Source organism: Kitasatospora sp. NEAU-CNBT7, from assembly GCF_057220535.1.
This window is the reverse complement of record NZ_JBXQQB010000006.1, coordinates 210,006-224,266: the sequence shown is the minus strand read 5'-3', so window position 1 is coordinate 224,266 and position 14,261 is coordinate 210,006. Positions and strand designations below refer to the sequence as shown.

At 74.6% G+C, this 14,261-nt stretch carries 12 protein-coding genes; 7 read left to right on the top strand and 5 right to left on the bottom strand.

What is annotated here, in order from left to right; genetic code table 11:
• Window positions 1-34 precede the first annotated feature (34 nt).
• The gene (locus AC2TEW_RS11015; protein WP_484623195.1) at window positions 35-1,000 is read left to right on the top strand and encodes a 2-hydroxyacid dehydrogenase; all 966 of its coding nucleotides are present in this window, start codon (window positions 35-37) and stop codon (window positions 998-1,000) included.
• Window positions 1,001-1,076: 76 nt separating this feature from the next.
• Here the strand turns inward: AC2TEW_RS11015 and AC2TEW_RS11010 are convergent, their stop codons facing one another.
• The 3 genes from AC2TEW_RS11010 to AC2TEW_RS11000 form a co-directional block, all read right to left on the bottom strand.
• Window positions 1,077-1,940 (bottom strand): alpha/beta fold hydrolase, encoded by an 864-nt coding sequence (locus tag AC2TEW_RS11010; protein ID WP_033820553.1) that lies wholly within the window; start codon window positions 1,938-1,940, stop codon window positions 1,077-1,079.
• Window positions 1,941-2,086: 146 nt separating this feature from the next.
• Entirely contained in the window at window positions 2,087-3,025 is a 939-nt protein-coding gene (locus AC2TEW_RS11005) for a DUF4231 domain-containing protein (RefSeq protein ID WP_033820548.1), read from the bottom strand.
• 166 nt (window positions 3,026-3,191) lie between these two features.
• Entirely contained in the window at window positions 3,192-3,941 is a 750-nt protein-coding gene (locus AC2TEW_RS11000; RefSeq protein WP_484623194.1) for a sugar isomerase domain-containing protein, read from the bottom strand.
• A gap of 198 nt (window positions 3,942-4,139) precedes the next feature.
• On the opposite strand from AC2TEW_RS11000, the gene AC2TEW_RS10995 reads away from it, so the two are divergent.
• On the top strand, window positions 4,140-4,832 hold the full coding sequence (locus tag AC2TEW_RS10995) for an iron-dependent transcriptional repressor DtxR (protein ID WP_484623193.1): 693 nt from the start codon (window positions 4,140-4,142) through the stop codon (window positions 4,830-4,832).
• A gap of 618 nt (window positions 4,833-5,450) precedes the next feature.
• Here the strand turns inward: AC2TEW_RS10995 and AC2TEW_RS10990 are convergent.
• The gene (locus AC2TEW_RS10990; RefSeq protein ID WP_484623192.1) at window positions 5,451-6,155 is read right to left on the bottom strand and encodes a bifunctional DNA primase/polymerase; all 705 of its coding nucleotides are present in this window, start codon (window positions 6,153-6,155) and stop codon (window positions 5,451-5,453) included.
• Between the two features lie 318 nt (window positions 6,156-6,473).
• Between AC2TEW_RS10990 and AC2TEW_RS10985 the strand changes: the two genes are divergently transcribed.
• Both AC2TEW_RS10985 and AC2TEW_RS10980 read left to right on the top strand, forming a co-directional pair.
• Window positions 6,474-7,850: an NsdA family TPR-like regulatory protein gene (locus AC2TEW_RS10985; protein WP_033821704.1), complete on the top strand. Its 1,377-nt coding sequence runs from the start codon at window positions 6,474-6,476 to the stop codon at window positions 7,848-7,850.
• A 305-nt stretch (window positions 7,851-8,155) separates the two neighbouring features.
• Window positions 8,156-9,319 carry a hypothetical protein gene (locus AC2TEW_RS10980; RefSeq protein ID WP_484623191.1) on the top strand — a complete coding sequence of 388 codons (1,164 nt, stop codon included), beginning with the start codon at window positions 8,156-8,158 and terminating at the stop codon, window positions 9,317-9,319.
• A 116-nt stretch (window positions 9,320-9,435) separates the two neighbouring features.
• On the opposite strand, the gene AC2TEW_RS10975 is transcribed toward AC2TEW_RS10980, so the two are convergent.
• Window positions 9,436-10,767: an ABC transporter substrate-binding protein gene (locus AC2TEW_RS10975; protein WP_484623190.1), complete on the bottom strand. Its 1,332-nt coding sequence runs from the start codon at window positions 10,765-10,767 to the stop codon at window positions 9,436-9,438.
• Window positions 10,768-11,015: 248 nt separating this feature from the next.
• On the opposite strand from AC2TEW_RS10975, the gene AC2TEW_RS10970 reads away from it, so the two are divergent.
• From AC2TEW_RS10970 to lysA, 3 genes are all read left to right on the top strand, one after another.
• Window positions 11,016-11,462, top strand: a complete 447-nt coding sequence (locus AC2TEW_RS10970; protein ID WP_484623189.1) for an SCO4402 family protein — start codon at window positions 11,016-11,018, stop codon at window positions 11,460-11,462.
• Between the two features lie 203 nt (window positions 11,463-11,665).
• A complete protein-coding gene (gene purU, locus AC2TEW_RS10965) occupies window positions 11,666-12,532 on the top strand; it encodes a formyltetrahydrofolate deformylase (RefSeq protein ID WP_484623188.1) in 867 nt (288 codons plus the stop codon).
• 332 nt (window positions 12,533-12,864) lie between these two features.
• Window positions 12,865-14,145 (top strand): diaminopimelate decarboxylase, encoded by a 1,281-nt coding sequence (gene lysA / locus AC2TEW_RS10960; protein ID WP_484623187.1) that lies wholly within the window; start codon window positions 12,865-12,867, stop codon window positions 14,143-14,145.
• The last annotated feature ends 116 nt before the right edge of the window (window positions 14,146-14,261 follow it).

Below are 14,261 nucleotides of genomic sequence, written 5' to 3'. Positions count from 1 at the left end.
GTCAGGCCCGCGGGCGGTGTAGCCTGCGGGCCTGATGACCGAGACCACCGTGCCCCCCGTCCTCGTCACCCGGCGGCTCGCCGACGGCGTGCTGGAGCGGCTGGCGCCGTCCGCCGCGTACACCCTGCACGACAGCGAGCAGCCGATGACCCGGGCCGCACTGCTGGCCGCGCTGCCCGGCCGGCAGGCCGTGATCACCACCCTGGACGACCGGGTGGACGAGGAGTTCCTGGACGCCGCCGGGCCCGCCCTGCGGATCGTGGCCAACCACGCCGTCGGCACCCACAACATCGACCTGGCCGCCTGCGCCGCGCGCGGCGTCCCGGTCAGCAACACCCCGGGCGTCCTCACCGACGCCACCGCCGACCTCGCCTGGGCCCTGCTGCTGGCCGCCACCCGCCGCCTCGGCGAGGGCGAACGGCTGCTGCGCTCCGGCCGGCCGTGGGCCTGGGCCCCCACCTTCATGCTCGGCCTGGAGCTGACCGGCACCCCGCTCGGCATCCTCGGGATGGGCCGGATCGGCCGGGCGGTGGCCCGCCGCGCGGCCGGCTTCGGCATGCCGGTCGGCTACCACAACCGCACCCCGCTGCCGCCCGGCGAGGCCGGGGGCGCCGACTGGCGGCCGCTGGACGACCTGCTCGCCGCCTCCCCGGTGCTGGTGGTCACCTGCCCGCTCACCGCCGCCACCCGGCACCTGCTGGACGCCGAACGGATCGCCCGGATGCCGGCCGGCTCGGTCCTGGTCAGCATGACCGCCGGCGTGGTCGACGAGGGCGCGCTGGCCGCCGCCCTGGACTCCGGGCACCTGTTCGCCGCCGCCGTCGACAACTTCGAGCACGAACCCGCCGTCCACCCCGCACTGCTCGCCCAGGAGCGGGCCGTCCTGGTCCCGCACCTGGGCAGCGCGACCGTCCGCACCCGGCAGGCCATGGGCGGCCTCGCCGTCGACAACGTGCTCGCCGTCCTGGCCGGCGGGGAGCCGCTCACCCCGGCCCGCTGAGCCCGGCCGGCCCGCTGGGCCCCGCCCGGCTGTGCCCCGGCCGGCCGGGCCCCGGGCGCCGCGTCCGCCCCCGCGCTCAGTCGGCCAGCCACTTCAGCGTCGAGGTGATCTCCTCGAACGCGCCGAAGTGCGCGGCGCCCGGCTCCAGGTACAGCTCGGCGCCGGGGATGTTGTCGGCCAGCCAGTGCGAGTGGTCCACCGGCGAGAACTGGTCGTCCGCGCCGTGCCACAGCCGCACCGGCACCCGGATGTCCTCCACCCGGAAGCCCCAGTCCGTGGTGAACGCCAGCACGTCGTCGATCCAGCCGAAGGCGCCGTACCGGAACGCCTGCCGGTAGGTGCTCAGCAGCATCCGGCGGATCCCCGGATCCGTCACCACCGAGCGGTCGGTGGGCGGCAGCTCCGGCACCAGATCCTTGATCAACTGCACCGGGTCCCGCCGGATCACCCGCGACCGCAGCTGGAAGGTGTCCGCGATCCGCAGCAGCCCGCGCTCCGCCTGCCGGTACTCCCGCACATTGGACGCGGTCATCCCGCCGTACCAGTCCAGCCCCTCCGCGTTGCGCGGCGCCAGGCTCACCAGCGCCGCCACCCGGGTCACCCGGTCCGGCAGCAGCGCCGCGCAGGCCAGCGCGTGCGGCCCGCCACCGGAACGCCCGGCGACCGCGAACCGGCCCAGGCCCAGGTCCTCCGCGATGGCCAGCACGTCCTCGGCCGCCGCCGCCACCCGCCGCCCCGGCAACCGGTCCGAGTAGCCGTACCCCGGGCGGTCGAACGAGATCAGCCGCACCCCCATCCGGGACAGCACGCTGCTGCGCGGAGCGGGCCCCACCCGGCTGCCCGGCGTCCCGTGCAGCAGGAACACCGGACACCCCTGCTGGTCCCCGGAGACCTCCACCGCCAGCGCACGCCCGCCCGGTGCCTCGACCGTCCGTGCCACCACCGGTTTGCCTCCAGATCCCTCGCCGAACAGGTCGCCCGACGGGCAGGCCGCCCGCCGAACAGTCGTCGTCCCGGACCTTCGTCCCGAACGGTCGTCGTCCCGAACCGGTCGCCCGCGCAGCAGGCCGGGGGCCGGGCCCCCGGTCAGCCGCCGGCGTCCAGACCCCGCACCTCGCGTCGCGCCTGCCAGGTGGTGTGCTCCCGCGAGATGGCGTCCTCCGCGTCCCGGGCCAGGCGCGCCCAGTAGTCCTCGGCCTGGTCGGAGTCCAGCTTCAACTGGGTGAGCTGGGCCTCCACCTTGGCCAGCTCGTCCGCGGCCAGCCCGTACGCCGCCGCCTGCGGCCGGTACTGCCGCAGCTGCGCCCACGCGGACACCGAGGCGGCGACCGCCGACACCGTGCCCAGCGCGTCGTAGCTGAACCACCCCAGCGCCCGCAGCACCGCCAGCGCCAGCCCCAGCAGCGGCAGCACGATCGCCAGCCGCCCGGCCCGCCGGGCCGCGTTGCGGCAGCGCTGCGCCTTGGCCCGGTACCACTCGCGCTGCGCGTGCACCCGCTCCCGCAGGTAGATCTCGCGGCGCACCTCCAGCGGCTGGCCGCGCAGCCTGGTCATCATCTCGGTGATCTGCGGGTGCCGGGCCGGCTCCCGCCAGGTCTGCAGGTCGGCCTCCATCCGGGACATGTCCGGGATCACCTGCTGGGTCTCGAACTCACCCAGGATCGCCTTGAGCTGCACGTCGTACAGCCGCTCGGCGTCCGGCAGCTTCTTGGGCGGCGGCTGGTAGGCGTCGGCCTGCACCGCGTACTTCCAGCAGAGCGTCTTCACCGACTCGGCGATGGCCCGGCCGTCGTACCAGAGCCGCTGCGGGTTCTGCCGGGCCGCCACCGTCGCCATCGCCAGCGTCAGCAGGTAGGCGAAGGCGGCCGTCCAGGCCCACAGCCGGCCGTCGGCCGAGCCGGTGGCCGCCGCGACCACCAGCAGCACCAGCTCCCAGCGGGACAGCGCCACCGAGCGCCGCTGCCCCTGCAGCGAGGCGGAGTCCGAGGCCCAGAACATCTCCGGCAGCAGCTCGTCCTCGCGCACCCAGCCGATCGATCGCGCCGCCCCCGTTGCCATCCCGTCCCCCGGCCGCAGTGTCGCCCGTCGGTCCCTCGACCCGAACAGCTGGATACTGCCCGGGCCCGGGCCCCGGTACGCCTCGGTAACCGGACATCGGGGTCAACGGCTGGTGCAGGAGCGGGGGTTGGGGTCAGTACGCGTACAGGATCCGGTCCGCGTTGTCCGCCATCACCTTGGCGTTCCACTCGGTGCCGCCGTCCACGTTGCCCGAGCGGAACAGCGGCGGGGTGATCCCGGCCTCGGCCAGCCGCCCCACCGCCGAGGCCACCACGGCCTGCATCAGCGCGCTGGTGACGATGGTGGAGACCGAACCGAACGGCACCCCGGCCGCGGGGTGCGCCAGCTCGCCGTCCCCGACCGCGATCTTGCTGTCCAGCACCACGTCGCAGTTGTCCTTCAGGAACGTCCCCGAGGGGTGGTTGGAGGAGACCTCGCCCGGATACGCCAGCGAGGTGACCCCGACCACCCGCATCCCCCGGGACCGGGCGTGGCGGGCCAGCTCCACCGGCATCACCTGGCGGCCGGAGAGCGAGATCAGGAAGAGCAGGTCCCCCTCGGCCGCCGGGGTCAGGTCCAAGGTGGCGGTGGCCAGCCCCGAGACCCGCTCCAGGGCGCTGCCCAGCGGCGCGGGCATCACGTTGACGCCGGTCATCCCCGGCACGTTCAACAGGTTGATCACCACCAGGCCGCCGGCCCGGTACACCACGTCCTGGGCGGCCAGCGAGGAGTGGCCGGCCCCGAAGGTGAAGATTCGGCGACCATCCGCCACCGCCTCGGCCAACAGCCCGGCGGCGGCCTCGATGGCCCCGGCCTCCTCCGCCCGGACCCGCCGGAGGTGGGCCACGGCGGCGTCGAAATACTGTCCGACCAGGTCGGTCATCGGAACTCCAGCGGGGGCGGGGCGGCCCGGTGGTCCAGACCGCGGATGGAGAAAGATCTGGCGAGCACCGTCCTGCCTGGGGCCGCCGGCTGTCAACAGCTACCAAAAGCAGGGGGCATAGCCGCCCGGCGACATCGGTTGTCTCTTCGGTACGTCAGAATTGGCGGTGAGGACACCGAGGATTGGGAGCCAGGGGCGATGTCTGGTCTGATCGACACCACTGAGATGTACCTCCGCACCATTTTGGAGCTGGAGGAAGAAGGCATCACCCCGATGCGTGCCCGGATCGCCGAGCGGCTGGAACAGAGCGGCCCGACCGTGAGCCAGACCGTCGGCCGGATGGAGCGCGACGGTCTGCTGCAGGTCGCGGGCGACCGCCACCTGGAGCTCACGGCCGAGGGCCGCCGGCTGGCCGTCCGGGTCATGCGCAAGCACCGGATCGCCGAGTGCCTGCTGGTCGACGTGATCGGCCTGGAGTGGGAGCAGGTGCACGAGGAGGCCTGTCGCTGGGAGCACGTGATGAGCGAGACGGTCGAGCGCAAGGTGCTCGCCATGCTCGGCCACCCCACCCAGTCCCCGTACGGGAACCCGATCCCGGGCCTGGACGAGCTCGGCGACACCAAGGCGGAGGGCGAGGGCTTCGACGCCGCGCTGACCACCCTGGAGGCGCTCTCGGTGGGCGACCGGACCACCCCCGTGGTGGTCCGCCGGATCGGTGAGCCGATCCAGACCGACGGCGCGCTGATGCTCACGCTGCGCCGGGCCGGGGTGCGCCCCGGGGCGACCGTGCAGGTGACGGCCGGCGTCGGCGGCGTGCTGGTCGGGGACGGGGACAACGCGGTCGAGCTGCCGAAGGAGATCGCGGGCCACGTCTTCGTGGCGGAGATCTGAGCCGGCCCCGGGCGGACGGCAGGGCCCGGGCGGACGGCAGGAGCTGAGGACGGCGGGCGCCGGGCGCGGCACCGGACCTGGCACCGGCCCCGGCGGCCGGGCAGGCCGGTGGGCCCGGCGCATCCCCGTGCACCGGGCCCGTCCGCCCCGCCCCCGGTCCCTCCCTGTCTCCGCGGTGCCCGACCACCCCGAGCTCGGCGGGCACCGCGAACCCTCCCGGCCTCCGGTGCCGCGTTCGGCTTCCCCGACCGAACACCCCTTCGACACCATCGGCCCGACACTCCCCCGGTCCGACACCCCCTGACCCCCTGCCGTGCTCTCCTGCACCGCCTGCTGCCCTGATCTCCTCTCCGGCTCGGCCGCTCCCCTCTCGGAGGAATTCCTCCCACTCGGCAGATCTCCGCAATCCTTGAGCGCTGTCACTCGTCCGAGGGGCTTTCGGAGTCGATCACCGGGTACACCGGTCTCTTATCCCGTCTGTTTATCCGGTGCATGGGTCCGACGGACCCCGCCCCTGGTGGGGGGCGGGGCCCGTCGTGAGGCGCGCGGGATCCCGCGCGCGGCCCGCCTCACCCGATCGGGTGCAGGACGGCCGTCAGGGGCACACCGGGCCGGCCCTCAGCGCACCGCCGCGGCACGCTGCTGCCCGGCCTGCCCCGCCTGCCGGGACGCCGGGGCCTCCCGCCCGCACGCGTACGCCAGCGGGTTGATCAGCTCGGCGGCGTCGGGCAGCCAGCGGTTCAGCGCGGACGGCGGCCGGGCCCACTGGGCGAAGCTGTACGGACCGATCCGGGACGGCGGCGCCACGATCCAGTCCCCGTCGCCGCGGGCGGTCAGGTCGAGCCGGCCCGACCCCCAGCCGAGCTGGCGCAGCATCTCCGGGAGCTTGGCCTGCACCCCGGGCAGCACCAGGAAGTGCAGCCGGCGCCCGGCCTGCCCCGGCGAGGCCGGCACCGCCACCACCGGTCCGAGCTGCAGCCCCATCCGCTCCATCCGGGCCAGCGCCAGGCAGCCCGCCACCTCCGGCACGTCCAGCACGTCGAACGCGCGGCCGGTCGGCAGCAGGATCGAGGCCGTCGGGTTCTCGGTCCACCAGCGGCGCACCACCCCGGGACCGGCGCTCGCCCGGCGCCGCCAGTCCTCGCCGGCCGGGTGCGCGCCGGGGAGCTCGCACCGTTCGCCGCACGAGCACCGGGCCGGGCCGTCACCGTCGATCAGCCACGTCCCCGGGACGACCTCCCAGTGGCGGTCCTCGGCGTAACTGACGGCTTCGATGAGGAGCGGGGGCAGACCCTGCTCGGGGGCTCCTGGGGTGTCTTCCACGTGCTGCTCAACTCCCGGCGGTTGGCGGGGTTACGGGCGCACGGGGGGCGGTCGGCGCGGTGCCGGAGATGTCACCCGTACCGGTGAGCCGGGCGATTTCCGGCCACCCCGGGCGGTCCTCGTAACGGGCGCAGGAGGGGCGCACTGGTGCATTCACCAGGGCGCAGGGGGAGTGGATCCGTCACCGTGGGTATTGCGCTGGTGTCGCCGTACCGGGGCAGGGCCCATGCCGCTGCCGGGCGGCGCATCGGCAAGGTAGCACCAGAGTCGTACGTCCTCCGGCCCGCGGCCGGGGTGGCGCAGGGGAGGCGAAGCCCAATGGCCGCGAGACCACTCGTCGCACGAGAGCCCAACGAGCGGCTGCAGCAGCTCATCCAGGAGGCGGGCTGCTCCAACGCGGGCCTCGCCCGCCGGGTGAACCTGTGCGGTGCCGAGCACGGGCTCGACCTGCGCTACGACAAGACCTCGGTCGCCCGCTGGCTGCGCGGCCAGCAGCCGCGCGGCCAGGCGCCGGCGGTGATCGCCGAGGCGCTCGGCCGCAAACTCGGCCGCGGCGTGACGGTCGAGGAGATCGGCATGGCCGACGGCAAGAACCTCAGCTCCGCCGTGGGCCTGCAGTTCGCCGCCAACCTGCCGGCCGCCCTGGAGCAGGTTTGCGAGCTGTGGCGCAGCGACGTCGGCCGGCGGGACTTCCTGGCCGGGGCGGCGGTCGCCGCCTCGGCGCTGGTCGAGCCCAGCCGGGACTGGCTGATCACCCCGCCCGACCCGGTGGTGGCCAGGACCGGCGGCACCCGGGTGGGGCTGGCCGATGTGGCCGCGATCCGCGCCACCACCCAGATGCTGGTCGACCTGGACCACCGGTTCGGCAGCGGCCACGTCCGCCCGGTGGTGGTGCACTACCTCAACAGCGTGGTCTCCGGCTTCCTCGGCGGCGCGTACCGGGAGGAGACCGGCCGTCAGCTCTTCGGCGCGGTCGCCCGGCTGACCGAGCTGGCCGGTTACATGGCGGTCGACACCGCCCAGCCGGGCCTCGCCCAGCGGTACTACATCCAGGCGCTGCGGCTGGCCCAGGCCGCCGACGACCGCGGCTACGGCGGGTACGTGCTGGCGGCCTCGATGAGCCACCTCGCCGCCACCCTCGGCAACCCGCGCGAGATCGCCCAACTCGCCCGCGCCGCCCAGGAGGGCGCCCGCTCGGTGGCCACCCCGACCGCGATGGCGATGTTCTACGCCGCCGAGGCGCGCGGCCACGCGCTGCTCGGCGACACCGCGGCCTGCGAGGCGGTGGCGGCCAAGGCGCTGTCCGCGATGGAGCGGCGCAACCCCGAGGACGACCCGGACTGGATCGCGCACTTCGACGAGGCCTACCTGGCGGACGAGCTGGCGCACTGTCACCGCGACCTCCAGCAGGGCGAGAAGGCCGAGCACTACGCCCGCACGGCGCTCGAACTGCACCCCGCGCACCGGGTGCGCCGGCGCGCCGTCGACCTGGTGCTGCTGGCCACCGCCCAGCTCCAGCAGCGGGACCTGGAACGGGCCTGCCAGACCGGGGCGGAGGCGGTCCGGCTGCTGAGCGGACTGCGTTCCAACCGGGGCGTGGAGTACCTGGACGACTTCCGCAGCCGGCTGGAGCCGTACCGGGCGCACCGGGCGGTCCGGGAGTTCCACGCCAGGACGGAGGGCGAGGCGGCCTGAGTGCGGGGGCCGGGGCGGCGGACGGGCGGCTCCCCGGCCGCCGGGCGCCGGCTCCGGCCCGGTTCGTCCACGGCCGGGTCCGGTTGGCGGCGGCGCCGCGGGGCAGGCGGACCGGGCAGGTGCACGGGAACGCCTGCCCGCGTAGTCACCGGTTGCGGTGAACCGGTAGCGTGGCCCAGAAGTTGTGGTCCGCCGTCAGCGAGCGCGCGGAGGAACCGAGAGGCCCGGGCCGACCCAGGGCCGTGCACAGGTGAGGAACCGCGTTGAGCCAGCGCCGCTCGTACTCCAGCTCGAACGATTTCAACATGGACGACCTGTTCCGGCCGGAGCCGGCCGGGCAGCCCGGGGACCCGCAGGGCGGGCAGCCCCAGCAGCAGGCCGTCCCGCCCCAGCAGCAGGCGCCCGGCGGCGCCCCCGAGTACTGGGGCGCACCGCCGCAGGCCGGCCAGCCGGCCGGTCCGGCGGCCGGGGCCGCGCCCGAGACCCAGCACCTGCCGCCCTACCCGGCCGGTGAGCCCAGCATCGGCGGCGGGCTGCCGATGCAGCAGCAGGGCGGCCAGGGCGGCTACGGCGCCCCGCAGGCGTACCCGGCCGCGCCGGCCCAGGCCCAGCAGCCGGGGTACGGTGCCCAGCCGTCCTACGGCGGCCAGCAGGGCTTCGGCGGTGCCCAGGGCGCCGTCCCGCCGCCCGCCGCCCCGCAGACCTTCGGCGGCCAGACCTTCGGTGGCCAGCCGGGCTTCGGCGGCCAGCAGACCTTCGGCGGCCACGAGCCGGGCGCGCAGACCTACACCGGCCAGCAGACGGGCGGCTACCAGCCGGCCGGCGCCGCACCGGCGGGCGGCGGCAAGCGCCCCTCGCAGAAGCTGGTGATCGGCGGTGTGGTGGCGGGCTGCGCGGCGGCCGGCATCCTGGTCGCGGTGCTGATGAGCGGCGGCGGTGACGACAAGACGCCCGGGACGCCGGTCGCCAAGCCGGTCACCAGCAACTCGGCGGGCGCTGGGCCGGCGGCGGTCACCCCGGAGATGCAGGCCCAGGCCAAGGCCATGTCCGACCTGCTCGGCAAGGCCAGCTCCAGCCGCCAGGCGGTGATCGGTGCGGTCAGCTCGGTGCAGAAGTGCGACAAGCTGCCGGACGCGCAGACCAGCCTGACCGCGGCGGCCGCCCAGCGCGACCAGCTGGTCTCCGACCTGGCCGCCCTGAAGGTCGACAAGCTGCCGAGCGGCCCGCAGCTGGTGGAGCAGCTGCAGAAGGCCTGGACGGCCTCGTCCACGGCCGACAAGGAGTACGCGGCCTGGGCGGGCGACTCGATCGCCGCCTGCGACCCCGCCAAGCAGGCGGAGAACCAGCACGCCAAGAACGGCAACGCGGCCAGCGGGACGGCCACCACCGCGAAGACCCAGGCCTCCGACCTGTGGAACGCCATCGCCGCCCAGACCAGCCTGCCGACCCGGGAGAAGGGCGACCTCTAGGGCGGACATGCCCTCCCCCGGAAGGCGGTCCCGGACGGCGTCCGGAGCACGCACGACCCCGAAGGGGCGGCCCGGCCACCACGGCCGGACCGCCCCTTCGGGCTCTGCGCGAGGCGTTACGCGGGGGGCTTGCCGCCCGCCAGCACCCAGCGGACGTCGACGAAGCCCTGGCGCTGCTCGACCAGCCGGCCGCCCTGCACCTGCTGGAAGGTGACCGAGGTGTTCACCAGCCGCGGCGAGTCGGCGCTCGGGAGCATGTTGGTCAGGCCCCAGCTGAGCGGCGGGGTGGCGCCGCCGGTGTCGATCGGCTCGCCGCTGTCGAGCACGTTGGCCAGCGCCCGGGCGGTCAGCGGCTTGCTCCGGTCGGCCCGGGCGGCGGCCTGGCGGAACACCTCGTACGCGACCCAGGTGGTCTGCACCCCGGGGTCGGAGACGTCGATCATGGCGTCGCCGGTGCCGTAGCCGTGGGCGGTGGCCCGCAGCGCGTCCCAGACGGGGGAGGACTCGGCCGGGTACCAGCCGGTCGCGTAGGCGCCGCGCAGCGGGCCGGCGTCGCCGCCGGTGGAGTCCACCACGGACTGCTGGAAGCTGCCGATCACCGAGGCCAGCTGGGTGTGCTTGGGGGCGAGCCGCCGGTACGGGTCGAGCAGGTTGGAGGTGGGCTCCGACCCGAGGGCGCTGATCACGCAGTTGCCCGGGCGGTCGTCGCCGATCGCCCGGCGGGCGTAGTCGGTGTAGTTGTTGGACTTCTCCGGGGCGGGCACGTCGGTCAGCTTCACGTTGGCGGGCTTCAGCGCGCCGCTGAGGTAGTTGACCAGGGTGTCGCCGGCCCGGGTGTCGGGGCGGATCAGCGCGACCGTCTTGCAGCCCGCGTCGACCAGCTGGCGGCCGCTGCCCGCGACCAGCGCCGGGCTGCCGCCGGCCACCGGGTAGGAGAGCGGGCTGGTGAACTCGGGCGAGGAGAGGCCGTAGCCGCCCAGGTACGGGATCCCGGCCCGTTCCAGCGGGGGCATGAAGTCGCTGCCGTACTGGCTGTAGGAGCCGATCACGGCCACCACGTGGGCGTCGATCGCCTGCTGGGCGCAGGCGGCGGCGCCGTCGGCGGTGTTCTGCTCGTTGCAGGTGAGGACCCGCAGCTTGCGGCCGTCGAGGCCGCCCTTGGCTTTGAGCTCGCGGCCGATCGCCTCGGCCAGCGCGGTCATGCCGGGCCGGTCGGTGGAGCCGGTACCGGAGGGCGCCCAGGTCATCACGGTCAGCTCGGAGTGGCCGGCGGTCGCGGCGGCGTCGGCCGGTCCGCCGCAGGCGGAGGTCGCCAGCAGCGCGGGCAGCAGCGTCGCGGTCGCGGCCAGCACGCCGGCCGTACGGCGGCGCCGGGTACCCGCCGGTGCGGTGGCGGCCCTCCGGCGGGCGGTCGGATGGGGGCGGTCGGCCGATGCGGTCCGCGTCATGTCGTGTGCCCTTCCCGGGGTTCTTGGCCTCCGTACGCCGGTGTGGCCCGGACCAGCCTTGTCCCGGGTGGGCAAGCGGAGGGGGCCTGGAAAAGAACGCCGGGTCAACGCGGATGGAACAGCGAGGGGTGACGCGTGTAGAAGTCATGACAGGTGGGAACGTACGATCGATTCTCATGTCCGACAGCATGGATTCTCGGTATCGGTCCACCCGACCCTCTTCTCGAACGGGGCACCGGTCGAGCACGATGGGCGGCATGCCCTTGAACGACCTGCCCTGGTGGCGCTGGCGAGCCCGGCTGCGGTCGGCCCTGCACATGCTGTCCGACCCCGCCTTCCAGCAGGAGACCTGGCTGGCCGGCCGGCCGGGGTACGGCGACGTCACCGACGCCGTCTACCGCCTGGTGGAGGACACCTGGCTGGACCGCTGGCCCGCCGGGAAGTACGTCGGCACCGTCCTGCGGGACCAGACCGAGGCCGCCCTGGTGGACGCCGCCGTCCTGCCGGTGCTGCGGATCCTGCACGAGGTCGGCGCCGACGCGCCCGCCGCCGCCTACCTGGCGCACCCCGGCTGGCCGGAGGCGGTCGCCGCGGCCCGGGCGGCCCACGCCCACCTGACGGCGGCCGACGGGGAGGACCCCGACACCGCGCCGCGCTCGCTCGAGGTGCTGCGGATCCTCACCCGGGCCGCGTAGGGCGGCGCGCGGCCGCCGGCCCGGCCGGACCCGCGGTGCGGCCCGGCGGGTCCCGCGGTGGCGGCGGGTCTCGCGGTGCGGGCGGTGGCGGCGGGCGTCCGTCGATCTGTGACACGCTTGACCGTCCGCCGCCCGGACGGTCAGGCCGTGCCCGAACCGGTCCGGACCCGTCCTCGCACCGAAGAACCAGGGGAACCGCAACCGTGGAAGAGCAGTCCGCCCCCGTCCAGTACGTCCTCACGCTGTCCTGCCCGGACAAGCAGGGGATCGTCCACGCGGTCTCCAGCTACCTCTTCATGACCGGCTGCAACATCATCGACAGCCAGCAGTTCGGGGACGGCGACAGCGGCCTGTTCTTCATGCGGGTGCACTTCGCGGCCGAGCAGCCGGTCAGCACCGAGAAGCTGCGGGCCAGCTTCGCCGCGATCGGCGCCTCGTTCCGGATGGACTGGCAGATCCACCCGACCGCCGAGCGGATGCGGGTGGTGCTGATGGTGTCGAAATTCGGCCACTGCCTGAACGACCTGCTGTTCCGCACCCGGATCGGCGCGCTGCCGGTGGAGATCGCGGCCGTGGTCTCCAACCACACCGACTTCCGCGAGCTCACCGAGTCCTACGGCATCCCGTTCCACCACCTGCCGGTCACCAAGGAGACCAAGGCCGAGGCCGAGCAGCAGCTGCTCGACCTGGTCGCCGACCAGCGGGTCGACCTGGTGGTGCTGGCCCGGTACATGCAGGTGCTCTCCGACCGGCTGTGCAAGGAGCTCTCCGGCCGGGTGATCAACATCCACCACTCCTTCCTGCCGAGCTTCAAGGGCGCCAAGCCGTACCACCAGGCGCACGCCCGGGGCGTGAAGCTGATCGGCGCCACCGCGCACTACGTCACCGCCGACCTGGACGAGGGCCCGATCATCGAGCAGGAGGTGGCGCGGGTGACCCACGACGTCACCCCGGACCAGCTGGTCGCCCTCGGCCGCGACGTCGAGTGCCAGGCGCTGGCGCGCGCGGTCAAGTGGCACAGCGAACGCCGGGTACTGCTGAACGGCGCCCGCACCGTGGTCTTCGCCTGACCCCGTCCGGCCTCACCCGACCCGCAGGATTTCTTTTTCCGCGGACCGCGGGACGTTGTTCGTGCGCGCGGCCGAGCGGTATTCCGGAAGTGCTCCGCCCGGATACCCGGGCCGCCGCAGAATTCCCTTCCGGCGGGTCCTTCCCGCGTCAACTCCGGTTTCCCGCCGGTCCGTCGGCGGAGGTAACGTGGCCGCCGCCGAACGGGGGAGAACGCCGCGCCACGGGAGCGCCGCCGGTCCCCGCCCATCGAGCCGGAATTCGGCGGCCCGCCGAATTCGACGGCGGCGGTGCGCTCGGTCCATTTGACGATCCGTGCGGAGGACTGCCTGCCATGACGACCTCACCCGCGACCCCGGACGGCGAATTCCCCGGCAGCCTCGACGGCCCCCGGATCGCCCGGATCGCCGAGGAGTTCGGCACCCCGGTCTGGCTGTACGAGGCCGCGCCGATCCGCGCCCAGATCGAACGGCTGCGGCAGTTCGACGTGATCCGGTTCGCCCAGAAGGCCTGCTCCAACATCCACATCCTGCGGCTGATGCGCGAGCAGGGCGTCCTGGTGGACTCGGTGTCGGCCGGCGAGGTCGAGCGCGCGCTCGCCGCCGGGTACCGGCCCGGCGGCCCGGACGACCCGATCGTCTTCACCGCGGACCTGCTGGACCGCCCGACCCTCGACCGGGTGGTCGAGCTGGGTGTCCCGGTCAACGCCGGCTCCCCGCAGATGCTGGACCAGCTCGGCCGGGCCAACCCGGGCCACCCGGTCTGGATCCGGATCAACCCGGGCTTCGGGCACGGCCACAGCCGCAAGACCAACACCGGCGGCGAGCAGAGCAAGCACGGCATCTGGCACGAGCACCTGGCCGAGAGCCTCGACCTGGTCGACCGCCACCGGCTGGACCTGGTCGGCTTCCACATGCACATCGGCTCCGGGGTGGACTACGGCCACCTGGAGGCGGTCTGCGAGACCATGGTCAAGCAGGTCAGGCTCAGCGGCCGGGACGTCCGGGCGATCTCGGCCGGCGGCGGCCTGTCCGTCCCGTACGCCGCCGGGCAGCCCGAGGTCGACACCGACCGGTACTTCCGGCTCTGGGACTCCGCCCGCGCCGAGATCGCCGCCGAACTCGGCCACCCGGTGCGGCTGGAGATCGAGCCCGGCCGCTTCCTGGTGGCCGGTGCCGGGCTGCTCGCCGCCGAGGTGCGGGCCCACAAGCCGGTCGGCAGCAACCACTTCGTGCTGGTCGACGCCGGGTTCAACGACCTGATGCGGCCCGCCATGTACGGCAGCAGCCACCGCGCCTCGGTGCTGGCCCCCGACGGCGAGGTCCGCCGCACCGACCTGCGGGACACCGTGCTGGCCGGCCCGCTGTGCGAGTCCGGCGACGTGTTCACCCAGGCCGCGGGCGGCGACGTGGAACCGGTCCCGCTGCCCCGCGCGGATATCGGCGACCTGGTGGTCTTCCACGACACCGGCGCGTACGGCGCCAGCATGTCCTCGCTCTACAACTCGCGGCCGCTGGCGCCGGAGGTGCTGGTGGACGGCGGCCGGACCAGGCTGATCCGGCGGCGCCAGTCGGTCGCCGAACTGCTGGCGGCCGAGACCGGCCTGCCGGAGTAGGCACCGGGGGCTGCCCGGTGGCGCGGGCGGGTGGCTCAGGCGGGTGGCTCGGGGCGGTGACGTGGGCGGGTGGCTCGGGGCGGTGGCCCGGGGCGGTGGCCCGGGCGGGGCCGGGC